Raw genomic sequence first — 22,617 nt, 5'->3', positions numbered from 1 at the left:
CGTCGTGCCCGCTGAACCCACTGGCAGCCCGGACACGATCCTTGTCTGCGTCCGGGGCAACTCCGGCTCCGGCAAGAGCAGCATCGCCCGCGAGCTACGACGCCGGCACGGCCGGGGCTGCGCGCTGGTCGAGCAGGACTACCTGCGCCGCATCCTGCTGCGCGAACGGGACAAGCCCGGCGGCGCGGCACCGGCGTTGATCGGGCAGACCGTTCGGATCGCCCTCGACCACGGCTATCACGTGATCGTGGAAGGCATCCTGCACACCAGCCGCTATCGGAGCATGTTGGCCTCCCTGCGGGAGGGCCACCGCGGCCGGTCGCTGTTCTGCTACCTCGACGTGTCCCTGGCCGAGACTTTGCGCCGACACCTCACCCGCCCGCAGGTCAGTGAGTTCACGGCCGAGCACATGAGCGGCTGGTACTCCGCCCATGACGTCGTGGGCTGGCCCGACGAACTCGTCCTACCCGAGACCACCGGACTGGACGAGGCCGTCAAGGCCATCGCCGCTGCCGCCGGGCTACCCCAGACCGGACGCGACGACGACCTGCTACCGAACGTTCCATCCCCGTAGAGCAGCGTCGTCGCCCCAGCCGAAGGGACGTCGCTGTGCCAGCCCTGCGAGGCGTTGTCTACCCGCGACTCGTGCGCTGATTGCGTCCGGTACGCACGGCGGCTGCGGCGATCATGGCAGCACCGGCTGCGGCGACGACGCGGACACGGCGAGGTCGGTTGGGGGACAGGGCCGTGGTCAGCAGCCCCCACCCGGCGGCCAGTGCGAGCGGCAGCCGCCCTCGCCGGCTTCGCGCGACCGCGCCGGCTGCCACGGCGGAGGTGGCGAGGAGTCCGACGGCGGACGCGGTGACTGTGCGCGGCGCGTCCGGAGAGGTGCCGGAGGCGACCTTGGCCGCGGCGATGTTGACGGCGCTGGCCACCGTCGTCCACCCCAGGAGGAGGCCCGTGCTCAGCGGTGTGAGCGCGGCCCACGTGGTCGTGTCGGGGGCGCGTTGCAGGCGCAGGTGAGCGGTGGCGGCGAAGCCGGCGGCGGCCGGCAGGAGAAACGGCGTGAGCGCGAAACGGTCGCTCTGCGCGGCAACCGACCAAGCGGTGTTCATCGCATAGGCACCAACCAGCGGCCACCCGACCGCACGACTGATGGGCTCACCTCGGCCCTGCGGCAGGCACTGACCGATGGTCGAGGCGATGCATCCGGCGAAGATCGGCGCCCAGACCGCGAAGGCGTAGTCCGGAGGGGTGATCACCGTGTCGTAGCGGTCGGTCTGCTCTCCGTCGCCGAGCAACGCCCCGAGGACGGGTGTGGCGACGAACGCCGCGCACGTGCCCGTGAGGGCGATCGATCGTAGGCCATCGTCCATGTTCTCTCCGATCATCGCCAGAGCCGATCGGTGAACCTGACTCCGACCCTACCCCAGAACCGGTTGATGGCCCTGTGCTCGGCACTGCCTCTGTCGCCCCAGAATGGCTGTCACCTCTTCGTCCGTGGCAGACCCTCGTTCGGTGCCGCCATCGGTGGCGGGTTTCGGTCGGACGCGTCGAGGAGTCTGTCGAGGGTCAGGGCGGTGTTGATCAGGGAGAGGTGGCTGAACGCCTGCGGGTAGTTGCCGATCTGTTCCCCGTTCGGGGCGATCTCCTCGCTGTAGAGCCCGAGAGGGCTGCTGTAGGTGAGCATCTTGTCGAAGGTCAGGCGTGCGTCATCGAGGCGTCCGGAGCGTGCCAAAGCGTCGATGTACCAGAAGGTGCACATGCTGAAGGTGCCCTCGGCGCCAGGCAAACCGTCAGGCGCGGCCTGGGGGTCGTAGCGGTAGACGAGGCTGTCGGAGACGAGGCTTTCGTCAATTGCCCTCAGTGTGCCCTGCCACAGCGGGTCGGTGGGAGTGATGAAGCCCAGGGCCGGCATGGCGAGCAGGGACGCGTCGAGAACGTCGGCACCGTAGTGCTGGACGAAGGACTGCCTGCCGTGGTGGTAGCCATGGCGAATGATCTGGTCGTAGACCGCGTCGCGGTTGCGGATCCACCTGTGGGTGTCGGCGGGACGGCCGAGGCGTGCGGCAAGGCGGATTGCGCGGTCGAAGGCGACCCAGCACATCATCCGGCTGTAGGTGTGGTCGCGACGGCGTGCCCGCACTTCCCAGATCCCGTCGTCGGGTTGGTCCCAGTGGTCGCTGAGCCAGTCGACGAGGGAGGCGATGTTCTGCCACCCGTGGTGACTGATGCCGAGGCCGCGGCTGCCCGCGTAATGGAACGCCTCCAGAATGGCACCGTACATGTCGAGCTGCAGTTGCCCGGCGGCGCCGTTCCCGATCCGTGCTGGAAAGGAATTCTGGTAGCCGGCCCAGTGCTCCAGGGTCTCCTCCTGGAGGTCGCTGGATCCGTCGATCCGATACATGATCTGCAGCGGGCTGGTGTTGTCTGCGGCCTCTCGGATGCGGTCGTTGAGCCAATGGGCGGCGCCTGTCGCCTCCTGTGTGAATCCGAGCCGCATCAGTGCGAGCGCGGACAGGGAGGCGTCGCGGATCCAGGTGTAGCGGTAGTCCCAGTTCCGCGACCCGGCGATTCTTTCGGGCAGCCCGGCGGTGGGAGCCGCGATGATCGCGCCGGTCGGGGCATAGGTGAGGAGCTTCAACGTCATCGCCGAGCGCTGCACCGTCTCCCGCCACCTGCCGCGATAGGGGGAGTGGTCCAGCCACGACCGCCAGAAGTCCTGGGTCTGCTGCAGCAGTTCGAGTGCCTCGGGGAGGCTGTACGCCCGCGGGGTGCCCGCGGCGCCGGTTTCCAGCACCACCCCGCCGGAGTCACCCTCGGTCATCTCCAGGAAGACCTGCGAATCCTGGCCGTCGCGTTCGATCCTTCGATCGGCAAGGAGTCCCGAGCCGGCATGGATGTAATGCGTGGTCAGCGTTGCCGTACGGCTGCGGTACACGGTGCCGTCCTGGTGGGCCTGCACCTGATGGTCGTCACGTCCGTAGTTGAAACGGGGCTGGCACCGGACGCGGAACGTCATCGCACCGCGGACCACTCGCAGCAGCCGGACAAGACGATGCCGACCTGTGGCTTTCCCGCCCGTGACCGGCATGAAGTCGGTAACTTCGCCGACGCCGCGATCGTTCAGGAAGCGGGTGATCAATATCGGCGTTCCCGGCAGGTACAGCTGCTTGCAGACCACATCGACGCCCTCAGGTCGAACACTGAAGGTGCCGCCCCGCTCCGGGTCTAGCAATGAGGCGAAGATGCTGGGCGAGTCGAAGCGCGGCGCGCAGAACCAGGTGACGTCACCGTCATGCGCAATGAGCGCCGCCGTCTGCAGGTCGCCGACCAACCCCTGCTCCTCGACCCTTGGAAAGTCATGTCGCATATCCTGCCCTCCCGAACAGCGGCCGCCGAAGTACCTCAACGGACCGTCGCGTTGTCAGGAGACGGCCGGTGGCATCTAAAGCGTGCGCCGCTGCCAGCACTGGTCAGCCGCCACGTTGCGTTGCAGGCGGATCGGCGAGCAGCGCACGATGCGTGGCTCAACGGTGATGGGCGCGCCGGCGGGCGGATGTGTCGGCGCTGAGTCACATCACATCCATCGGTTCGCGGAAGAGTTCCGTTCGCGGAGGGTGTACGAGGGCGCGATGCCGAAGGTCGCGCGGTAGCTGGCGGTGAATCGACTGTGGTTGGCGAACCCCCACCGAGCGGCCACGTGGGCCACACTCGTCACCTCCGGGTCGGCGTCGATCAGCTCGCGGTGGGCGTACTCGAGCCGCACCTGTCGCAGGTATGCCATGGGGGTGGTGTCGAGGTGACGGCGGAAGGCGACCTGGAGGGCTCTGATGTTGACGTAGGAGGCCGCTGCTATCTCGCTCGCGCTGATGTTCCGATGGGCGTTGTCGTCGATGAAGGAGACGGCGCGGTGAAACGAGCCGGAGTGCGCGTCCCGGCGGTTCTCCGGGGTCGGGTCGCGGAGCGCGTTGTTGGGAAACGACGCCAGGCTTGTGGCTATGAGGAGGCGGGCGGCGGCTCCCGCGACCAGTGGTTGCAGTGCCCCGGGCGTGCCGACGACGCTGGCGCGGACGTAGCGGAAGGCGGCACGCCAGTTGTCCGCCGCCTGCCGCGTGGACGGCGTGGTCGAGGTGAAGTGGATCGGAGTGGGGCGGCGATTTGGAGCGAGGTCGACTTCCAGGGCGAACAGCCCGACCGGGATGAGTACGAGGTCGATGTCGACGTCGTCGACGGTGGCGGTGTACGGCTCGGGGAGGGTTGCCAGGACCGCGTCGCCTGCCCGGAACTGCGTCTCGTCTCGGCGGCCGCGCATGGCGGCGGTCCCGTTGCGTACGGTGCCGAATGGTAGAGCGGTCATGGGATCCACGTCCATTTGCGCCCGCATCGTGAAGATGGAACGGTGGATTTCCACTGGTCCGAGGGTGTCCTGTCTGAGGTGCAGGCGGTCCTGCTCCCCTGACGGGGTCAATTGCATCGAACCGTAGACTGTCTTCAGCAGCTCGACGATCTCTTCTGGATCCGTCAGCTCGAAAGAATTCGTCACCGGCGGAACATCAGACGCGCGATTCCGGCATCAAATTTCCTGTCTTCCTGGATAATCACTTTGGGCCGGATCCGCACTCTTCCTAGCAGGCATCAGGCGCTCACCATACAGCAGGTGAGAGCGCTTTCACCCACGCGTCAAACGTGAAGTGTCGTCGCGTATCGGTTGACTGACGGGAATTGGGGCGTGTCGACACGCCGCAACTCCACCCCGCGATGCGCTTTACCGACAAACGTCCCTAAGAAATTCGTTTTCTGTCCTAGTGCAATGGCTGATGATGCAATCGTGGCGATTTAGCATCAACGCCAAGTGCATCCGATCCAACGCGACAAGGGTTGGTCTGGTTGCCGCGGCACCCCGCCGGGCGCCAATCCTGCCCACGGTCGGTTCGCCCGGACAGGCGACCCGACCGTGGGTTTCGTCAACACGAGGAGAGCATTGTGGGCGATGAAGATCGTCTGCTCAAACCGTTTGAGGTCGCCGCGCTGTTACGGGTGGATCCCAAGACTGTGACGAGGTGGGCGGTGGTCGGCAGGATAGGAAGCATCCGGACACCCGGTGGGCATCGCCGCTTCCTGGAATCCGAGGTTCGAGCGCTGCTCGTGAGCGCCGCACCCGGCGACCGAAGATGCCCCACCTGTGGGGTGGCCGGGTGCGGCGAGGATGGCGACTGACGGCCGGCCGGCTGACGAACGCCGGCCGGCCGACCTCAGTCAGGACACGATGTCCCAGGTCGTTCGACACTTCTCGTCGGCGCCGTTCGCGCCTTTGCGCTCGCATGCTTCGACATAGACTCTCGTGCCCGCCTGCAGTCTGACGTAGTAGGGCTCGGAGCAGGTGCCGCTGCCGCCCGCCGCGTGGAGCGTGACCTCGGCGTACACGGGCTCCCACCAGATCCGGCCGATGGTACGGCGACCGTCCGCTGCGCCCTCGTCGCAGGCTCGGAACGCCGAATCGAATCCGGAGTTGGTGTAGATGGCGAAGCCGTTGCCGGCGGAGTACGGGTCGGCCGAATACACGAGGATGGGGTACCCCGCCGAGGCGGTGCTCGTGGTGGCCACGAGCCCGGTGGCCGTGAGCACCAACGCCATCAGCGTGGCACCGAACCAGCGTGAACTCTTGCGGATCATCGGCAACCTCCTACCGTCGAGAAACGACCGGTGCGGTCATCACGATCGATGGTGGGCGCGATCCGTTTGTGAATGACAGACGCGCGGACAGGTCCGAACAGGTCCGAACACTCCGAACACCTTCGGCGCGATCAGGAGCCGCCTGCAGATCTCGGCGCGTACATGATGAGGGCGACGCCGATCAGGCAGATGCCGGCGCCGATGATGTCCCACCGGTCGGGCCGAAACCTGTCGACGATCACGCCCCAGGCGAGTGATCCGGCGACGAACACGCCGCCGTAGGCGGCGAGGATCCGTCCGAAGTTCGGGTCGGGTTGGAAGGTGGCGACGAATCCGTACGCGCCGAGGGCGATGACGCCGGCGGCGATCCACCACAGGCCGCGGTGTTCGCGCCAGCCCTGCCAGACCAGCCACGCCCCGCCGATCTCGAACAGGGCGGCGACGACGAACAACAGGATCGAGCGGACGACCGTCATCCGTGGACCGTACCGATGGTGGTGAGGGGAATGGGGCAGCACGGCTGCGCGACGCACTCGACGAGGTCGTCGCAGCCGGCCGTGATCGCGGCGCGCAACGTGCCGGCGATGACCTGCAGATCGGCGATCTTCGCCTCGACCTCGGTGAGCTTCGTCTGGGCACGGCCCCGTAGGCCGGCGTCGGGGTGGCGACCGTGACGGTGCTGGCCCGCGTCGAGAAGCTCGGCGACCTCGTCGAGGGTGAACCCGAGCCGCTGCGCCGCTTTGATCAACCTCAGCACGGTGACCGTTTCGGTCGGGTAGAGGCGGTGCCCACCGAGGCTGCGGTCTGGTTCGGCGAGCAGTCCGCGGCGTTCGTAATAGCGCAGTGTCTGCGGGTTCACCCCGGCCGCGGCGGCGACCTGGCCGCTGCGCAACCCGCTCATGCCGTTATCCCGGCGGCGGCCCGTTGCGCGAGCGCGTCGAGGACGTCGACGTGCGCGGCCGGCACCCGTACGTCGAGGCGCAGCGTGTGACTGTCGGCGGCGAGGGTGAACGAGAAGATCGAGCAGCAGGAGCTTTCCCGGCCGATGAGGCCGCGGGCGGTCGCCTCGGCGGCCGGGTCGAGACGCCACAGCAGTTCGGTGGGGGACAGCCGCTGCTGCGCCAGCAGGGAGGTGGCGAACAGGTCGTCGAACTCGGCCAGCCGCAGCGGCCGTTGCGTGATCGGCAAGGTGCACGACTCGGGCACCCACGCCGGGGAGTCAGTGGTCATACCAACGACGGTAAGCGTGTACCCGGGTACCGGATGCAAGCCGGACGCTCAGCAGGCTCGCCGATCGGTTACCACAGCTGAAGGTCGCCGGTGCGAGGGCGCTGAAACCGCGCTGACTCGGACTCAGCCGGCGGCGGGTGACGCGGCCGGCCCGTCGAGGGCCGGTGCCACGACGGCGAATGCCTGGTCCATCAGCTCGGCCAGGTGCTGCTCGTCGTCGCCCGGCTGCCACCGCTGGAGCACCGTGTCGAGTGCCAGCAGTGCCATCCCGGCGGCCATCCGTGGGTAGGGGTCGGTGTGCGGGTCGAGGCGACGGCGGTTGGCCAGCTCGGCGGACAGTTCGGTGCGCCACTCGATCTGGCGTTCCAGCCAGCGGGCGTGCAGGGCGGGGGTGTCCAGAATCAGACGGACGACGACCCGGGCCCGCTCGGAGTGCTCCGGGTGGTCGTTGCAGGCGGCGAGCGGCACCCAGAGAGCGTGGCGCAGCGCGACCGACGGTGGCTCGGCGGGAGGTCGGGCGGCGAGTTCGGTGATGATGTCCGCGCTGGTGTCGGCCAGGAACCGAACGACCACGTCCTCCTTGGACGCGAAGTAGCGGAAGAAGGTACGCCGCGACATGCCGGCCGCCGCCACGATGTCGTCGACTGTCACCGCGTCGAAACCCTTGGTCGCGAGCAGCATCAGGGCGGCGTCACGCAACTCGTCGGCAACGAGCTGGCGTTTGCGCTCGGCCAGGCTGTTGTCCGTACGGGATGTCATCAGCCGATGCTACGTCATTCGCTGCCGCATGGTGCCGTTGTTGGCATTGTGCGCACTGCTTGACACTGAGTGCCACGGGTAGCACAGTGGGCCGCATGACTGTCGATGGTTGGTCCACCGAACAGATTCCCGACCTGAGCGGCCGTACCTTCGTCGTCACTGGTGCCACGGCGGGCCTCGGCCTGGTCACGGCCCGGGCACTCGCCGTTCGCGGTGCGCGCGTCGTGCTGGCCGTCCGCGACGAGGAGAGAGGTCGCCGGGTGGCGGCCGACATCGCCGCGGCCCGGCCCGGCGTCGAGCTGGAAGTCCGGCGGATCGACCTCGCCGACCTCGACTCGGTGCGGGAGTTCACCGACGGGATGCACGCAGACCATCGCCGGGTGGATGTGCTGATCAACAACGCGGGGGTGATGGCCCAGCCGCGCACTCTCAGCCCGCAGGGCCACGAGATGCAGTTCGCCACGAACCACCTCGGGCACTTCGCTCTCACCGGGCTCCTGCTCGACCTCCTGCTGGCCGGCCGGGATCCACGGGTGGTCACCGTCACCTCGGTCAACCACCGGCAGGCGAAGATGCGCTTCGCCGACCCGACCGGCGAGCGGGGCTACTCCCCGATGGGGTTCTACAACACATCCAAGCTGGCCAACGCCATCTTCGGCTACGAGTTGCACCGGCGGCTCAGCGCCGCGGCGAGTCCGCTGGGCAGCTTCCTCGCCCACCCCGGCTACACCGCGACGAATCTGCAGAGCGGTGCCACCACGCTGATCTGGCGACTGCTGCTGGGCCGGATCGGCAACCCACTCCTCGCCCAGCCGGTCGATCGCGGCGTCTGGCCGCAACTGTTCGCCGCCACCGACCCCGGTGCGCAGCCGGGCCAGCTCGTCGCCCCGGGCGGGCCGGGCGAACTGCGCGGCCACCCCGCGCCGGCGAGGCTCTCCGCCGCCGCGACCGACCCCGAGCACGGCCGCCGTCTGTGGGAACTGTCCGAACAGGCCACCGGCGTACGGTTCGGCGCGCTGCGACCGACGAACTGATCGCTGCGCCTCAGCAGCCGTCACGTTCCGCCGTGCCAGACCGTCCAGGGGGCGAGCACACACAACGGAGGAAAGAATGTTCGCTGCCTACCTCACGGTCACCATTGTCGCGTCGATCTTCACCGGCTTCGCCGCCATCACCTACCTGATCGGTCACGACTATCCGAAGGCCCAGGCGGACATGAAGCGCGTGCCACGGTCATGGGTGCCACGGTTGGGCATGGCGCTGGCGGCAGGCTCGGCGGGGTTGCTGGCCGGCTTCGCCGTACCGCTGCTGGGCACCCTCGCCGCCGCCGGGCTGGTGCTGTACTTCATCGGCGCGCTCATCGCTCATCTGCGCGTCGGCTCCCGTCAGCTGGTGGGCTGGGCCGTCTTCTTCGTCACCGAATCGGCCGCGCTGACAGTGAACGTGCTCTACCACTGGTGATTTGGTCGGTATGCCTTCCGCGACGTCCTGGGCTGGCCCGACGACGTCATCCTGCCGGAGCGGCTATTGCCCGGTCATCGAGGGGCATCTATAGTTGCGCGGATCACAACAATCATGGCCGTGGTGACGCGGCCGGGTCGTCGAAGCGCTTCGACGATTCGTCGTTCAGGCCCGTCAACCGGGTGTCGAGCCTGGTCACGCCGGCCTCGGCGCCCGCTGGGCGTCTGTCGTACGACATGAGGAGAACCGCATGCGGAAATGGCGCCTTCGGCGCGGAATCACCGCGCTCGCGCTCGCCCTACTGGCCCTACCGGCCGTTCCCGGCACCGCGCTCGCCGAACCCACCTACCCGTTCCGAGATCCCCGCCTGCCCGTGAACGTCCGGGTCGACGACCTGCTCGGCCGGCTCACGCAGGACGAGAAGATCTCCTGGCTGCACCAGTACCAGCCAGCCATTCCCCGGCTGGGCATCGGCCTGTTCAAGACCGGCACCGAGGCGCTGCACGGGGTGGCCTGGTCCACCGACATCGACAACAACGGCGCGGTGGTCAAGGCTCGCGGCACCGTCTTCCCGCAGCCGGTGGGCATGGCGAGCACCTGGAACCCCGACCTGATCGAGCAGGTCGGTTCGGCCGTCGGCGACGAGGCGCGCGGTTACCACGCCCAGAACCCCCGGGTCTGGGGGCTCAACCTCTGGGCGCCGGTGGTCAATCTGCTGCGCGACCCCCGGTGGGGCCGCAACGAGGAGGGGTACTCTGAGGACCCGCTGCTCACCGCGAAGATCTCCACCGCGTACGGGTCGGGAATGACCGGCGGTGACCCGAACCACCTGAAGAGCGCACCCACCCTCAAGCACTACCTGGCCTACAACAACGAGGTCCGACGCGACGTGACCTCCTCGAACGTGCCGCCTCGGGTGCTCAACGAGTACGACCGCGCCGCCTTCAGACCGGCCATCGCGGCCGGTGCGGCGACCGGGGTGATGGCGTCGTACAACCTGGTCAACGGTCGTCCGGCGACAGTCGACCCGGACCCGATGACGGTGTTCCGGGACTGGACCGACAGGCCGCTGATGAACGTCACCGACGCCTGGGCGCCGAACAACCTCGTCAACACCCAGAAGTACTACGCCACCCAGGCCGAGGGCAACGCGGCGATCATCAAGGCCGGCCTGAGCAGCTTCATCACCGACGACACGAACGCGCAGCCCACCGTCACCGCGATCAAGCAGGCCCTCGCCACCGGTCTGCTGACCGAGGCCGACATCGACGCCCGGATCCGCGAGATCCTCAACGTCCGGTTCCGGCTGGGTGAGTTCGACCCGGGCGGCGGCCGGTACGGCGGCATCACCCCGGACGTCATCAACAGCCCCGACCACCAGCGGTTGGCCCGGCAGGCCGCCGGCGAGGCGATGGTGCTGCTGAAGAACGAGCGGCAGGCGCTACCGCTGGACCCGGCCCGGACCCGCAAGGTGGCGGTGCTCGGCCCGCTGGCCGACACCCTCTACTCGGACTGGTACGGCGGTGACCTGCCCTACCAGGTGACGGCGCTCGACGGCATCCGCGAACGGCTGGGCGGCTCGGCCAGTGTGCGCGGGCTCGACGGGGCGGACCGGATCGCACTGAAGGACGTGTCGACCGGCCGGTACGTCTCGGCCACCGGCACCACCGACGCCGACCCGGTCCTCGGGACCGGTGCCGTCCCGGCGCTCGTCGCCCAGTTCGACGTGGTCGACTGGGGGCAGGACGTGGTGACGCTGCGCAACGCCGCCAGCGGCCGTTACCTCGGCTACAACTGGGGGCCGTTCATCACCCGTGACGAACAGCCGAACGGTTGGTACGTCCAGCAGCAGTTCAAACTCGAGCCGCAGGCCGACGGAACCGTGGTGCTGCGCTACGTCGGCTACGAGACCAAGGAGAGCTGGTTCGGCGCCGACACGTACGTGACGATCGGCGACGACGGCGCCCTCAAGCTCGGCGCATCGACCCCGGACGCCGCGACCCACTTCAGTCGCGAGGTGATCAGCAGCGGCATCGACCGGGCCGTGGCGGCGGCCAAGGCGGCCGACACCGCGGTGCTGGTGGTCGGCAGCAACCCGTTCATCAACGGTCGCGAGGCGCACGACCGGACCTCGACGGCGCTGAGCGCTGGCCAGGAGGCGCTGGTCAAGGCGGTGGTCAGGGCCAACCCGCGGACCGTGCTCGTGCTCCAGACCAGCTACCCGGTCACCATCCGATGGGAACAGGAACACGTACCGGCCATCGTCTGGACCACCCACGCGGGCGCGGAAACCGGTCACGCCATCGCCGACGTCCTCTTCGGCGACCGCAACCCGTCCGGTCGGCTCACCCAGACCTGGTACCGCTCGGACGCGCAACTACCGCCGGACCTGCTGGAATACGACATCATCTCGTCCGGGCAGACCTACCTCTACAACCGCGCGAAGCCGCTCTACCCGTTCGGCCACGGGCTGTCGTACACCCGTTTCCGGTACGGCCAGCTGCGTGCCGGCGCCCAGTCGGTGGCGGCCGACGGCACCATCACGGCCAGCGTCGACGTGACGAACGTCGGCAGCCGGACCGGGACCGAGGTCGTTCAGCTCTACACCCACCAGCGCACCTCGCGGGACACCACCCCGATCCGCCAGCTCAAGGCGTTCCAGCAGGTGAAACTCGCGCCTGGGCAGACCCGTACGGTGACCCTGCGCCTGCCCGCCGCAGACCTGGCGCACTGGGACGTCACCCGCAGCAGGTGGGTGGTCGAGTCGTCCGTCCACGACCTGATGGTCGGGGCGTCCGTCGAGGACATCCGCGCCCGCGCCGCGGTCCGGGTCCGCGGCGAGACCATTCCGGCCCGCGACCTGTCCCGGCCCACCCGGGCGGAGAACTTCGACAGGTACGCGGGGGTCCGGCTCGTCGACGAGACGAAACCGCGCGGTACGGCGGTCGGTGCCACCGCCGCCGGCCAGTGGATCGCCTTCGACGGTTCCGCCCTGCGCGACGGCGAGCGCACCTTCACCGCGAAGGTCGCCAAGGCCGGTGCGGGTACCGGCACGATCCAGATCCGGATGGGCTCGCCCACGGGCCGCCTGCTCGGCACTGCCGCAGTGCCCAGCACCGGTGACGACTACCGGTACGTCAGCGCCAGCACCGGGTTGGCCCGGGCTGTCGGCACCCACGACGTGTACCTGGTGTTCGACTCCCCGCTACGGCTGGCGGAATTCTCCATCAGGTAGCGCAAGACCGGGGCCGGGTCCGTCGCGACCCGGCCCCGGGCCGCGTGCCGGGCTCGGTGCTCGCCGGCGACGTCGTCGCAGCACTGTGGATTCGTCGGACGACGCGATCAGGGGTGTCCGGGCGACTTGGTTGATCTGCCCGGTCCGTAGGCATTTCTGCATAGACGCCCTCCGATTGACTGTTGCATTGGTCAGACGTGTGACCTACGCTCCCAGTAAGAATTTCGGGGCGGTTAACAAAGAGTGCGGTCGGGGCGACGGAAATCCCCGCCGGCCCTTCGTGGCGTCGCTGTTCCGTACTCGTCGCTCGATACGCACTTTGGGCACCACATCGACGACCAGTGAGAGGAACAGACGTGAAGTCAGCCTTATCCACCGCTCGAATGTCAGTGTTGGCGGCGGCGCTTGTCGCCGCCACGCTGCCGGCAGTGCTGACAAACCAACTCCCGGCCTCGGCCGCGGTCCAGGCGACCTACTACGTCGCCCCGGACGGTAACGACGCCAATGCGGGAACGTTGCAGTCGCCGTTCAAGACGATCCAACGGGCGCGGGACGTCGTTCGAACGATAAGCGGGAACCTGACCGGAGATGTCAACGTCCTCCTCCGGGGCGGCACCTATCCGGTGACCAGCACCATCGAATTCGGGTCGAGTGACTCCGGCACCAACGGGTACCGGATCAGCTACGGGGCCTACGCCAACGAGAAGCCGATCCTCGACGGTGGCGTCCAGGTGACCGGGTGGACCCAGCACAGCGGCAACATCTGGAAGGCGCCACTGGACCGCGCCAACAAGCTGCGGGCGCTCTACGTCAACGACAAGCGTGCTGTCATGGCGACGAAGACGGTCAGCTCGGGCGGGTGCTTCGGGACGTACAACATCACGGCCAACCAGGCCGCCTGGGCCTGGGAGTCGGGGTCGCAGTGTGACGGCGCCAGGTACAACCAGAACGACTTCCCCGCCATCCCGCGCAACCAGGACGACATCGAGATCGAGACGGGCACGACCTGGACCACTGCCATCGTCGGCGTCCGGCAGGTGACCACCGACGGCGGGAGCCGGGTCGCCCTGTTCCAGCAGCCGGGCGCGGCCATCGCGCAGGGCGCGTTCAACGGCAACGCCCAGGTCGGCGGCGTCCACAAACTCATGAACGCGTACGAGTTCCTGGACGCGCCGGGTGAGTTCTACTACGACAAGGGCGCCAAGACGGTCTACTACTACAAGGCCAGCGCCGAGAACATGTCCACCGCGACGGTCTATGCGCCGAACAACGTGACCACCGTGCTGCGGGTCGCCGGCACCTCGACGACCAACCACGCCCGCAACATCACGTTCTCCGGTCTGACCGTGCGGCACTCGGACTGGAACCTGTTCAACGTCGCCGGCTCGTCCTTCAAGCAGGCGCAGCAGGGCAACCTCGGCGCGCAGGCGTACGCGAAGGGCAACTTCCACGTCTACCACTACCGCAACGTGGACCTCACCCCCGGCATCATCCAGATCCAGAACGCCGACGGCCTCCTGTTGCAGCGCAACCGGATCGAGCACACCGGCGCGGACGGCATCAGCCTGGTCAACGACGTGCAGGGCACGCAGTTGATCGGCAACGCCACCAACGACATCGCGGGGTCGGCCATCAACGTCGGTCATCCCCAGCACGTCTACATCGGCGACGGCACGTCGACGAACCGGGAGAAGTACCTTCCGCAGGTCGAGGGGTTGCCGAAGAACATCGACATCAAGAACAACTACATCTACGACAGCGCCGTCCTGTTCAACGGGCACAGCCCCATCTCGGCGTACTTCGTCGACACGCTGACGATCCAGCGCAACCGGATCGAGAAGGCTCCGTGGTCGGGCATCACCATGGGGTGGGGCTGGTGGAACTTCGACGGGTCCTCGGGCTCGATCCAGCCGAACCGCCCCACCACGACGGCGCGGAACAACACCATCAGCTACAACCACATCATCGACACGGTGCAGCGTCTGAGTGACACGGCGCCCATCTACACGCTCGGCAGCCAGCCGGGCACCACGATCACCAACAACTATCTCCAGGGCGTTCCGTCAGGTCACAAGTACGGCCTGCACCCGGATGAGGGCTCGGCGTTCATCACCTTCCGCGACAACGTGCTGAGCATCGACAAGAACGTCACCTGGATGATCAATTCCGACGACTTCGGCCGGAAGCACGACCTGAGCATCACGCAGATCTACGGCCCGATCAACAAGGTCTCGAACAAGAACCTGCCGAACAGCACCGTCGCCGACATCCTCGTCTCCTCCGACTATGTCTGGCCGGCGACCGCCTACAGCATCGCGGCGAACTCCGGCCTCGAAGACGCGTACCGGGACATCGTCCCGGCGAGCACCTACTCGGCACCGAACTACGTGCTGCCGGCCAGCACCTTCGTCACCAGCACCACGGCGTCGATTCCGATCCGGAGCACCGGCGACGCCACCAGGTCGGTGTGGCTGGCCCCGTCCGGCACGACCAGCTTCACCGCCGGGGCGACGATGACCAGGGCGGCCGGCAACGCCACCTCCATCGCGGTGCCGGCGACCCAGGGTGAGTACCGGCTCTACGTCGTCGACGCCCAGGGCAACCGGTCGGCGGAGTCGACATTCATCGTCCGGCAGCAGCAGGGCGGTGGCAGCGGTACGGGGCAGGGACAGCTCGTCGGTGGCCAGTCCGGCCGGTGCGTCGAGGTGCCCAACTCGTCGACCACCAACGGCACCCAGACGCAACTCTGGGACTGCGGCAGTGGCACCAACCAGCGGTGGACCCACACCAGCAGCAGGCAGTTGACCGTCTACGGCAACAAGTGCCTGGACGCCTCCGGGAACGGCACGGCCAACGGCACCCAGGTCATCATCTGGGACTGCCACGGCGGCACGAACCAGCAGTGGAACGTCAACAGCAACGGCACCGTGACGAACGCCCAGTCCGGGCTCTGCCTCGACGCCAACGGCGCCGCCAGCGCCAACGGCACGAAGATCATCCTCTGGTCCTGTAACGGCGGCACGAACCAGCAGTGGACGCTGCGTAGCTGACCCACCCGGAACCCCGGGGCCAGGCCGACACGGGCCTGGCCCCGGCTATTTCTGGTAACCGTAGTTGTCGCAGGTCCGGCGTTGCTGGACACAGTTCTTGGTGCGTTTGTTCATGGTGTCGACGTCCCACATCACGAACGCGTCGCCGTGCATCGACGAGGCGCTCTTACCCTCCTTGTCGGAGGAGAGGTAGTAGCCCGCCGGGGTGCCCTTCGCCGGGTACTGGATGTCGAAGGTGATCGCCGGGATCCGGACCGGGTGGCTGGTCGGGCAGGAGTTGCCGCTGCCGTACGCCACGTGGTCCTTGTGGTTGGGGCTGTCCAGGTGCTTGCCGTCCCAGCAGTCGGGGAACTGCATCATGAAGTGCAGCGTCGCGTCGCCCCCGCAGATGGGCCAGTTGCCGTTGGTGCTGCGGGCGATGCCGTCGAGGTCTCCGGGGCCGTAGAAGGCGCAGTAGAACTGGCCGGTCGCGCCCCGCGGGGTCGGCTTCTTCTTCTTGGCGTCACCGGAGATCATGCGCAGGCCGTTGGGCATCGGCATCTGGCCGGTGGAGTTCTTGGCCAGCGAGCGGTAGTAGACCCGGAACCCGCTCGTCTCGACCGGCTTTCCCGTCGCGTTGTCGTAGAGCGTGGGCACCCAGTAGGCGGAGTGGTCCTGGACCGGCTTGCAGGAGGTGGCCGTGAACGTCGTCAGGTCGCCGGCGACGGTGCCCGCGTCGACGGCCTTGTTGCCGACGAACGAGTGCATGTGTGACGCGCCCGGTAGGCCGGGGGCGACGATCGGGTCGTCCGGCAGCCGGTGGCTGTACTGGCAGTCGGCCCGGAACTCCGGGAGGTTGCCCACCCCGGACGGGACGGGGTCGATCTTCAACGCCCGGTACGCGTCGGCCTGCGCCTTCCAGGTCGCCCCGTCGACCGGAATCCAGCCGGTCGCCGGGGCCTTCGGCGCGCCAGCGGTCGACGGTGTCGCGCCGGTCGACGGGGTCGTGGCGGCTGACGGCGTCGCGGCGGTCGATGCCGAAACGGCGGGCGACGCCGACTGCCCGGCCGGCGGTGACGGGTATTCGAGGGCGTTCGCCGCGTTCGCCGCGTTCGACGGCTCGGGCGTCACGTCGCCACCGGCCAGGTACACGCCGCCGGCGGCGATGACGAGCGCGACCGCGGCTCCCGCGGCCGCGCCCAGCCGGTTACGGGTGAACCAGCTCGGCGGGCGGTGACGGGGCGGCGGTTGGCTCGCGTCCGGTTCGGGCAACGGGGCGTACGACACGGGTCACTCCCAACGAGCAGACGACGGCGTTGACCCGGACGGCCACGGCCGCCGTATGGTAGGCGCTCCCCGATCACGACCGACAGCTTCCTAAAGCCTTCTTAAAAGAAGCTGCTTCCGCGGGAGTGGCGACGGTGGCGGCCACCGGTCTCGATGGCCGCCGTTCGGTACGTCGTCGGCCCGAGATCACGCCTCCGGCGTGACCTCGGCCTGCTGTTCACCGCTCGAGGACTCCTCGACCTCGTTCGCCGCCGGCGTGGACGTCGGCTCGGTCCAGGAGAACTCGATCTCGACGGACACCTCCGTCTCGCTCTCCCGTTCGATCTCCAACTCGCACCGCACGGTGTCCGCCACGGACACGGCACCCGCGGCGCCGTAGAAGAGCCGACCGTCGGATTCCAACTGGTTCGCCAACTGACGCAGCCAGGCGGCCAGGTCCGAGCGTGACACCGTACGGGCGTCCTCGTAGATATCCATGCCGGCCATGCTCGCACTCCACAAAGGACCGCCGGGGGAGGGCTTCGGCTGCGCGCACGCCGACCGCATGGTATGGATCTTGCGGTGGGGAGCGGTCAGCAGGGGAAATGTCGGCCAGCGAGGTGCGACCGGGCGGCTGGCGGGTATCGGTGGGGGATGACATCGACCTGGAAACCCCACGAAAAACACGGTGGCCTGTCGGACAAGGACAAGCGCGAGTTGCCGGAGAGCGTCTTCGCGTTTCCCGACAAACGCAAGGAGCCGATGACCGACGCCGGCCACGTCCGTAACGCCATCGCCCGGTTCGACCAGGTGCAGGGCGTTACCGACAAGGAGCGTGACCTGGCATTTCAGAACATCCTCGCCGCCGCCGCTCACTACGACGTCGAGGTGGCCGAGACGAACTGGCGTCAACTCGGCAAACTTCCGCACACACCGAATCCGGCCCACTGACCGGTTCTCGCCGCGTACGTGCCGGATAGGCGCGCCCGCCCTGGGTAAGCGGCGCGGATGCCCGCGAAGCAGCAGCCAGCGACCGGCGACGACCCGCCCCCGCGCGAGGGGCCCCGGGTCGCGTCGGACGGCTTGCGCGAGCGGGTGCGCCACGGGCTGCGCACCCGCGCCTGGCGATTCCGCCTCTACGGGTTGCTTTCCGTGCAGGCCGGCGTCGCGGCGGCGCTGGCCTGGTTCGTGGGGTACCAGTTCCTGGACAATCCCGCCCCGGTCCTCGCGCCCACCACGGCGGTCGGCATCGTGGCCGCCTCGATGGGCTCACGCCTGCGGCGCACCATCGAACTGCTGGTCGGGGTGGTCCTCGGGCTCGCCGTCGGTGACACGCTCATGCCGTTCTTCGGCATCGGGGCGTGGCAGACCGGTGTGGTCGTCGTGCTGGCGATCATCGTCGCGGTGCTGCTCAAGGGGGGCGGTTCGCTGCTCACCCAGGCCGGCGGCACCGCGGTGCTCATCGCCACCCTGGAACCGCCGGTACGGGACCTGTCCGTGCCCCGTTTCGTCGACGCCGCCGTCGGCGGGTTGATCGGCCTGGCGGTCGGTCTGCTGCTGGTGCCCATCCACCCGCAGCGGACCGTGCAACGGCTGGCCGAACCTGTCCTCGACCCGGCCGTCACCGCCCTGCACGATCTGGCCGCAGCGCTCCGCCTTCGCGATCTCGGCGCGGCCGAGCGGGGTCTGGGCGCGCTGCGGACGCTCAGCCCCCGACTGACCGCGCTGGACGAAGGGCTCGACGCGGCACAGGAGGTGGTCCGACTGGCGCCACTGCGCTGGCGTGAACGACCATCCCTGGCCTTCTACACCGAAGCCGTCCGCCACATGGAGCGCAGCCTGCACAGCTGCCGGTCCATCGCGAGGCGGCTCACCAAGGCCCTTCGGGACGACGAGCCGATATCCGAGGAGTTTCCCGCGGCGATCGACCTGCTGGCAACGAGCGTGCAGACCCTCAGATGCGCGATCCGCGCACGGGAGGAACCTCGGGAGGCGCGCCGGCAGATCCTCGCGGCCGTCGAGCTGATCGGGAAGGCGCAGGGGGCAGCCGCACCGGATCCGACCCGCCCGCACACCCACCGGTTGGGCTACTCCGGCATGATCGCCGCTGGTGAGTTCCGTACGGCGGCACAGGATCTGCTCATCGCCAGCGGGCTGGACGCCGACCGGGCGGCGAAGCTGGTGCGGCGGACGGCGGACCCGGACGAATGGGCATGAGCCGGGCCGTCACGTCGCCTTCAGCGAGGCGAGGACGTCCAGGTAGTGCGGGTTCTTCATGACGCCCAGCACGTTGCCGAACGGGTCGACCACCGCCGCCGTGACGAACCCCTCGTCCCCGTGCGGGGTGATCGGCTGGTACTCCGTGGCACCCATCGCCAACAGTCGCTCGACTGTCGCGTCGAGGTCGTCGACGCACCAGTGCATGACCGCGCCGCCGGGCCCGGTCGCCGCGCCGGCCGGCGCGTACCTGCTGTCGATGATGCCCAACTCGGCCTGGTAGTCCCCGATGCGGAACTCGGTGTAGGCCGGGCGCCCGTCGGGGCCGGGGCGCATGAAGTACGCCTCGATCCCGAGGAGGTCCGCGTACCAGGCGGTGGCCGCTGCCACGTCGTCCGCCCAGATGTTCAGTGTGGCGAATCCTCGCAGGCTCATCGGGTGTCCTCTCGTCTCGTCGATGTCGTTGGTGGTGACGCTATCGGGGATTGCGGAAGGTCAGCTTCCTCAATGAGCGGTGGGTCTCGTCGTTCTTCAGGGGACCGCCGACCCAGGTGAACACCTCGACCTAATTCTTGCGATGTCAACAAAGTGCGGCGACGATGGTGGAAAGATCCATCGACGCATTGGAGTGCGAGCATGCGAGCAAGAGCAGCCCGGGCCGGCGCAGTGTTGACCATCTCCGCGATCATGACCGCCGGGCTCGGCGTCCTGGCCTCGCCCGCCTCGGCCCAGGAATCCGGTCTGACCTTCTACAGCGGGACGTTCACCACGGCGGTCGCGCACTTCCCGGCCCCGACCGGCGCGTGTACGCCGCTGCCCCCGACCGCCGACAGCCACGTCGGTTGGAGCGGCTTCCAGGACGTCACCTTCTACCGGAGCACGGACTGCTCCGGGCAGGCGACGGGCGTGGGCACGCTCCGGACCTATCCGGCCGGGCAGTACACGAGCTTCCGCGCCAGCTGAGCGACTGATCGCGTACCGGGACGGGGTCGGCGCCGCCCCGTCCCGGGGCCCGCATCTTCCGCCAGTTCCCGGGTAGTCGCTGCCATTGCCAGCACGGATGGCGGGGGACGACGTGCAGAGCTACCCGGCAGTCGAGAACCACGGTCTGATCGGTGACCTGCAGACCGCTGCGTTGATCAGCACGGACGGCACCGTCGACTGGTTCTGCGCGCCGCGCTTCGACTCGCCGAGCGTCTTCGGCGCGTTGCTGGACCGCCGCAACGGCGGCCACTTCCAGCTCTCGCCCGACGGCGTCGCCTACTCCAGCAAGCAGCTCTACCTGCCCGGTACGCCGATCCTGATCACCCGCTTCCACAGCGCTGACGGTGTCGGTGAGCTGTTGGACTTCATGCCCGTCACCGGTGCGCAGGCCACCGACCGGCACCGGTTGATCCGACTGGTTCGCATGGTCCGGGGAAGCATGCAGTTCCGCTTCCACTGCCGCCCGCGGTTCAACTACGGGCGTGACCCGTTCGAGTTGGAGGTGCACCCCGAGGGCGACGTCTTCCGGAGCCCGACGCTGACCTTCACCCTCGCCCCCTTCAAGGGCTCGTTGCAGCTGTTCGAGGCCAGAGACATCCGCCGCGACGCCGAGGGTGTGTCCGCGTCGTTCAGCCTGCACGCGGGCGACATCGGCGGGGTGGTCCTGGAGACGGCCCGCCCGGACGCACCCCGGGGACTCACCACCGACGAGGCGTGCGAACTGCTCGCCGAGACCCGCGACTACTGGCGGCGGTGGGCGGGCCGCTCCCGCTACAAGGGCCGCTGGAGGGAGGTGGTCGAGCGGTCGGCGATGACCATCAAACTGATGACGTACGCACCGACCGGCGCCCTTGTCGCCGCGCCCACGGCGGGGCTTCCCGAGCAGATCGGCGGGCAGCGGAACTGGGACTACCGCTACACCTGGATCCGGGACGCGTCCTTCTCCGTCCACGCGCTGCTGCGCCTGGGCTTCACCGACGAGGCCCAGAAGTATCTGCTCTGGCTCGACGCGCGCATCCGTGAGGCACGGGACGACCGAATGCCTTTGCAGATCATGTACCGCATCGACGGCTCGCCCGACATCCCGGAGGAGGTGCTGGGTCACCTGGAGGGCTACCGCGGCTCGGCACCGGTGCGGATCGGCAACGGCGCGGCGGACCAACTGCAACTCGACATCTACGGCGAGGCGCTCATCTCGTTGGAACTCGCGGACCGCAACGGTCTGATCCCGCCGTACGAGGGGTGGCGCAAGACGGCAGGCTTGATGGACTGGCTCTGCGACCACTGGGACCAACCCGAGGACGGAATCTGGGAGACCCGATCCGGCCGGCAGGACTTCACCTACGGCCGGGTGCTCTCCTGGGTCGCGTTGGACCGGGCCATCCGGATCGCGCGACGCCGGGGCCGCCCCGGCGACACCGCCCGCTGGTCCGCCGAACGCGACGCCATCTACCAGCAGGTGATGACACGCGGGTTCAACCAGGAACGCGGCGCGTTCGTGCAGCACTACGGGTCCGACATCCTGGACGCCTCGCTGCTGGCGATGCCCGGGCTGAACGTCATCTCGCCCACCGACCCGATGTGGGAGTCGACGCTGCGGGCCATGGACACCGACCTCGTCTCGGACAGCCTGGTCTACCGCTACGACCCGAGGGCCTCGCCGGACGGTCTCGCCGGCACCGAGGGCACCTTCAACATGTGCACCTTTTGGTACGTGCAGGCGCTCGCCCTGGCCGGCCGGATCGACGACGCCCGGTTGACCTTCGAGAAGATGTTGACCTACAGCAACCCGCTCGGCCTCTACTCCGAGGAGATCGCGCCGACCGGCGAGCAGATCGGCAACTTCCCGCAGGCGTTCAGCCACCTCTCGCTGATCAGCACGGCGGCCCACCTCGACGACCTGCTCGAGCAGGGCTGACCGGGCCGGTCAGAACAGCGTCAACGGCTCGACCGGAATCGGCTCGGGCAACGCGTCGAGCCCGGGTACGCGGGCCCGTACCTCGTCGTGGAACCGGCGGGCGAGCGTCGGCGCTTCGGCGTTGTCCGGGGTGTGGATGAACATCGTGGGCGAGCGCCCCTCGCGTAGCCAGCTCACTGTCACGTCGACCCAGCGCTGCCACCCCTCGACCGTGCGCGTCGGGTCGTCGCGGCCGAGGTAGCGGACGATCGGCCGGTCGGTCAGCGCGAGGGACCGGAGCGGCACGCGAGGCTTCCTGGTCCAGGCGTCCCGCTCCGCGTCACTGGTCGGCGGGCTCGCGAAGAAGGCGGTCGTGTCGAAGGGGATCCACTCGGCGCGGGCGGCGGCGAGGGTGGCCCCGAGTAGTCGCGCCGCTCGCTCCTCGGTGAAGAACGCCTGATGGCGCACCTCCACCGCGTAGCTGTGGGACCGCGGGAGCTGTTGCAGGAAACGGCCCAGCGCCGGGACGTCGGCGGGCGCGAACGAGCCGGGCAGTTGAATCCAGAGGGCGTGTGCGCGTGGGCCGAGCGGTTCGATGGCGTCCAGAAAGGCGCGCAGTGGTTCGTCGACGTTGGCGAGCCGACGTTCGTGCGTGATGACCTTGGGGAGCTTGAGGACGAACCGGAACCCGCGGTCCGTCTGCGCGGCCCACGAGGCCACGGTTTCCCGGGCCGGGGTCGCGTAGAACGTGGTGTTGCCCTCAACGGCGTCGCACCAACTGGCGTAGTGCGCCAGGCGCTCGGTGGGCGGCAGCCGGTGGCCCGGCCACGACCGGTGGCTCCACATCGCGCACCCCACGTGCA

The 22,617-nt window shown here is 68.5% G+C and carries 22 protein-coding genes; 10 read left to right on the top strand and 12 right to left on the bottom strand.

Annotated elements, in window-relative coordinates:
• Positions 1–4: 4 nt before the first annotated feature.
• Complete coding sequence (locus AB0877_RS30015) at positions 5–574, top strand: kinase (protein WP_366612955.1); 570 nt, start codon at positions 5–7, stop codon at positions 572–574.
• 58 nt (positions 575–632) lie between these two features.
• Here the strand turns inward: AB0877_RS30015 and AB0877_RS30010 are convergent, their stop codons facing one another.
• The 3 genes from AB0877_RS30010 to AB0877_RS30000 form a co-directional block, all read right to left on the bottom strand.
• Entirely contained in the window at positions 633–1,376 is a 744-nt protein-coding gene (locus AB0877_RS30010) for a hypothetical protein (protein WP_366612953.1), read from the bottom strand.
• Between the two features lie 110 nt (positions 1,377–1,486).
• Positions 1,487–3,373 carry a glycoside hydrolase family 15 protein gene (locus AB0877_RS30005; RefSeq protein ID WP_366612951.1) on the bottom strand — a complete coding sequence of 629 codons (1,887 nt, stop codon included), beginning with the start codon at positions 3,371–3,373 and terminating at the stop codon, positions 1,487–1,489.
• Positions 3,374–3,580: 207 nt separating this feature from the next.
• Positions 3,581–4,546 carry a helix-turn-helix transcriptional regulator gene (locus tag AB0877_RS30000; protein ID WP_366612949.1) on the bottom strand — a complete coding sequence of 322 codons (966 nt, stop codon included), beginning with the start codon at positions 4,544–4,546 and terminating at the stop codon, positions 3,581–3,583.
• A gap of 440 nt (positions 4,547–4,986) precedes the next feature.
• Between AB0877_RS30000 and AB0877_RS29995 the strand changes: the two genes are divergently transcribed.
• Positions 4,987–5,220, top strand: coding sequence for a BldC family transcriptional regulator (locus AB0877_RS29995; protein WP_366612947.1), 234 nt, complete (start codon positions 4,987–4,989; stop codon positions 5,218–5,220).
• A gap of 39 nt (positions 5,221–5,259) precedes the next feature.
• Here the strand turns inward: AB0877_RS29995 and AB0877_RS29990 are convergent, their stop codons facing one another.
• The 5 genes from AB0877_RS29990 to AB0877_RS29970 form a co-directional block, all read right to left on the bottom strand.
• Positions 5,260–5,676 carry a hypothetical protein gene (locus AB0877_RS29990; RefSeq protein ID WP_366612945.1) on the bottom strand — a complete coding sequence of 139 codons (417 nt, stop codon included), beginning with the start codon at positions 5,674–5,676 and terminating at the stop codon, positions 5,260–5,262.
• Between the two features lie 131 nt (positions 5,677–5,807).
• Positions 5,808–6,152 (bottom strand): YnfA family protein, encoded by a 345-nt coding sequence (locus AB0877_RS29985; RefSeq protein ID WP_366612943.1) that lies wholly within the window; start codon positions 6,150–6,152, stop codon positions 5,808–5,810.
• Positions 6,149–6,577 carry a MerR family transcriptional regulator gene (locus tag AB0877_RS29980; RefSeq protein ID WP_366612941.1) on the bottom strand — a complete coding sequence of 143 codons (429 nt, stop codon included), beginning with the start codon at positions 6,575–6,577 and terminating at the stop codon, positions 6,149–6,151. The genes AB0877_RS29985 and AB0877_RS29980 overlap by 4 nt, the downstream gene beginning before the upstream one ends.
• Complete coding sequence (locus tag AB0877_RS29975; protein WP_366612939.1) at positions 6,574–6,906, bottom strand: hypothetical protein; 333 nt, start codon at positions 6,904–6,906, stop codon at positions 6,574–6,576. The genes AB0877_RS29980 and AB0877_RS29975 overlap by 4 nt, the downstream gene beginning before the upstream one ends.
• A gap of 123 nt (positions 6,907–7,029) precedes the next feature.
• Positions 7,030–7,665 (bottom strand): TetR family transcriptional regulator, encoded by a 636-nt coding sequence (locus tag AB0877_RS29970; RefSeq protein WP_366612937.1) that lies wholly within the window; start codon positions 7,663–7,665, stop codon positions 7,030–7,032.
• Positions 7,666–7,760: 95 nt separating this feature from the next.
• Here AB0877_RS29970 and AB0877_RS29965 point away from each other — a divergent pair, with 95 nt between their 5' ends.
• From AB0877_RS29965 to AB0877_RS29950, 4 genes are all read left to right on the top strand, one after another.
• Complete coding sequence (locus AB0877_RS29965; RefSeq protein WP_366612935.1) at positions 7,761–8,699, top strand: oxidoreductase; 939 nt, start codon at positions 7,761–7,763, stop codon at positions 8,697–8,699.
• 76 nt (positions 8,700–8,775) lie between these two features.
• A complete protein-coding gene (locus AB0877_RS29960; RefSeq protein ID WP_366612933.1) occupies positions 8,776–9,126 on the top strand; it encodes a DoxX family protein in 351 nt (116 codons plus the stop codon).
• Positions 9,127–9,376: 250 nt separating this feature from the next.
• On the top strand, positions 9,377–12,361 hold the full coding sequence (locus AB0877_RS29955; RefSeq protein ID WP_366612931.1) for a glycoside hydrolase family 3 C-terminal domain-containing protein: 2,985 nt from the start codon (positions 9,377–9,379) through the stop codon (positions 12,359–12,361).
• A 383-nt stretch (positions 12,362–12,744) separates the two neighbouring features.
• Positions 12,745–15,411: an RICIN domain-containing protein gene (locus AB0877_RS29950; RefSeq protein ID WP_366612929.1), complete on the top strand. Its 2,667-nt coding sequence runs from the start codon at positions 12,745–12,747 to the stop codon at positions 15,409–15,411.
• A gap of 45 nt (positions 15,412–15,456) precedes the next feature.
• Here AB0877_RS29950 and AB0877_RS29945 read toward each other — a convergent pair whose 3' ends face one another.
• Together AB0877_RS29945 and AB0877_RS29940 are read right to left on the bottom strand one after the other, a co-directional pair.
• Positions 15,457–16,677, bottom strand: coding sequence for a DUF1996 domain-containing protein (locus tag AB0877_RS29945; protein WP_366612927.1), 1,221 nt, complete (start codon positions 16,675–16,677; stop codon positions 15,457–15,459).
• Positions 16,678–16,863: 186 nt separating this feature from the next.
• A complete protein-coding gene (locus AB0877_RS29940; RefSeq protein WP_366612925.1) occupies positions 16,864–17,163 on the bottom strand; it encodes an amphi-Trp domain-containing protein in 300 nt (99 codons plus the stop codon).
• Positions 17,164–17,310: 147 nt separating this feature from the next.
• Here AB0877_RS29940 and AB0877_RS29935 point away from each other — a divergent pair, with 147 nt between their 5' ends.
• Both AB0877_RS29935 and AB0877_RS29930 read left to right on the top strand, forming a co-directional pair.
• Positions 17,311–17,607, top strand: a complete 297-nt coding sequence (locus AB0877_RS29935; protein WP_355005386.1) for a DUF6582 domain-containing protein — start codon at positions 17,311–17,313, stop codon at positions 17,605–17,607.
• A 57-nt stretch (positions 17,608–17,664) separates the two neighbouring features.
• Positions 17,665–18,873 carry an FUSC family protein gene (locus AB0877_RS29930; protein ID WP_366612923.1) on the top strand — a complete coding sequence of 403 codons (1,209 nt, stop codon included), beginning with the start codon at positions 17,665–17,667 and terminating at the stop codon, positions 18,871–18,873.
• Positions 18,874–18,882: 9 nt separating this feature from the next.
• Here the strand turns inward: AB0877_RS29930 and AB0877_RS29925 are convergent, their stop codons facing one another.
• Positions 18,883–19,308 carry a VOC family protein gene (locus AB0877_RS29925; protein WP_366612920.1) on the bottom strand — a complete coding sequence of 142 codons (426 nt, stop codon included), beginning with the start codon at positions 19,306–19,308 and terminating at the stop codon, positions 18,883–18,885.
• Between the two features lie 201 nt (positions 19,309–19,509).
• Between AB0877_RS29925 and AB0877_RS29920 the strand changes: the two genes are divergently transcribed.
• On the top strand, positions 19,510–19,836 hold the full coding sequence (locus AB0877_RS29920; RefSeq protein WP_366612918.1) for a hypothetical protein: 327 nt from the start codon (positions 19,510–19,512) through the stop codon (positions 19,834–19,836).
• 112 nt (positions 19,837–19,948) lie between these two features.
• On the top strand, positions 19,949–21,775 hold the full coding sequence (locus tag AB0877_RS29915) for a glycoside hydrolase family 15 protein (protein ID WP_366612985.1): 1,827 nt from the start codon (positions 19,949–19,951) through the stop codon (positions 21,773–21,775).
• A gap of 9 nt (positions 21,776–21,784) precedes the next feature.
• On the opposite strand, the gene AB0877_RS29910 is transcribed toward AB0877_RS29915, so the two are convergent.
• The gene (locus AB0877_RS29910) at positions 21,785–22,600 is read right to left on the bottom strand and encodes a DUF72 domain-containing protein (RefSeq protein ID WP_366612983.1); all 816 of its coding nucleotides are present in this window, start codon (positions 22,598–22,600) and stop codon (positions 21,785–21,787) included.
• Positions 22,601–22,617: the final 17 nt, after the last annotated feature.

Source organism: Micromonospora sp. NPDC047644 (genome assembly GCF_040704315.1).
Taxonomy (GTDB): Bacteria; Actinomycetota; Actinomycetes; order Mycobacteriales; family Micromonosporaceae; genus Micromonospora.
The sequence above is the reverse complement of the archived record's forward strand: the minus strand, read 5'-3'. Positions and strand labels throughout refer to the sequence as shown.

Excerpts from the sequence above, each read along its gene's own strand:
- AB0877_RS30010 (WP_366612953.1), bottom strand. The coding sequence starts at position 1,376 with ATGGACGATGGCCTACGATCGATCGCCCTCACGGGCACGTGCGCGGCG.
- AB0877_RS30005 (WP_366612951.1), bottom strand. The coding sequence starts at position 3,373 with ATGCGACATGACTTTCCAAGGGTCGAGGAGCAGGGGTTGGTCGGCGAC.
- AB0877_RS29990 (WP_366612945.1), bottom strand. The coding sequence starts at position 5,676 with ATGATCCGCAAGAGTTCACGCTGGTTCGGTGCCACGCTGATGGCGTTG.
- AB0877_RS29985 (WP_366612943.1), bottom strand. The coding sequence starts at position 6,152 with ATGACGGTCGTCCGCTCGATCCTGTTGTTCGTCGTCGCCGCCCTGTTC.
- AB0877_RS29980 (WP_366612941.1), bottom strand. The coding sequence starts at position 6,577 with ATGAGCGGGTTGCGCAGCGGCCAGGTCGCCGCCGCGGCCGGGGTGAAC.
- AB0877_RS29975 (WP_366612939.1), bottom strand. The coding sequence starts at position 6,906 with ATGACCACTGACTCCCCGGCGTGGGTGCCCGAGTCGTGCACCTTGCCG.
- AB0877_RS29970 (WP_366612937.1), bottom strand. The coding sequence starts at position 7,665 with ATGACATCCCGTACGGACAACAGCCTGGCCGAGCGCAAACGCCAGCTC.
- AB0877_RS29965 (WP_366612935.1), top strand. The coding sequence starts at position 7,761 with ATGACTGTCGATGGTTGGTCCACCGAACAGATTCCCGACCTGAGCGGC.
- AB0877_RS29960 (WP_366612933.1), top strand. The coding sequence starts at position 8,776 with ATGTTCGCTGCCTACCTCACGGTCACCATTGTCGCGTCGATCTTCACC.
- AB0877_RS29955 (WP_366612931.1), top strand. The coding sequence starts at position 9,377 with ATGCGGAAATGGCGCCTTCGGCGCGGAATCACCGCGCTCGCGCTCGCC.
- AB0877_RS29950 (WP_366612929.1), top strand. The coding sequence starts at position 12,745 with ATGTCAGTGTTGGCGGCGGCGCTTGTCGCCGCCACGCTGCCGGCAGTG.
- AB0877_RS29940 (WP_366612925.1), bottom strand. The coding sequence starts at position 17,163 with ATGGCCGGCATGGATATCTACGAGGACGCCCGTACGGTGTCACGCTCG.
- AB0877_RS29935 (WP_355005386.1), top strand. The coding sequence starts at position 17,311 with ATGACATCGACCTGGAAACCCCACGAAAAACACGGTGGCCTGTCGGAC.
- AB0877_RS29930 (WP_366612923.1), top strand. The coding sequence starts at position 17,665 with ATGCCCGCGAAGCAGCAGCCAGCGACCGGCGACGACCCGCCCCCGCGC.
- AB0877_RS29925 (WP_366612920.1), bottom strand. The coding sequence starts at position 19,308 with ATGAGCCTGCGAGGATTCGCCACACTGAACATCTGGGCGGACGACGTG.
- AB0877_RS29920 (WP_366612918.1), top strand. The coding sequence starts at position 19,510 with ATGCGAGCAAGAGCAGCCCGGGCCGGCGCAGTGTTGACCATCTCCGCG.
- AB0877_RS29910 (WP_366612983.1), bottom strand. The coding sequence starts at position 22,600 with ATGTGGAGCCACCGGTCGTGGCCGGGCCACCGGCTGCCGCCCACCGAG.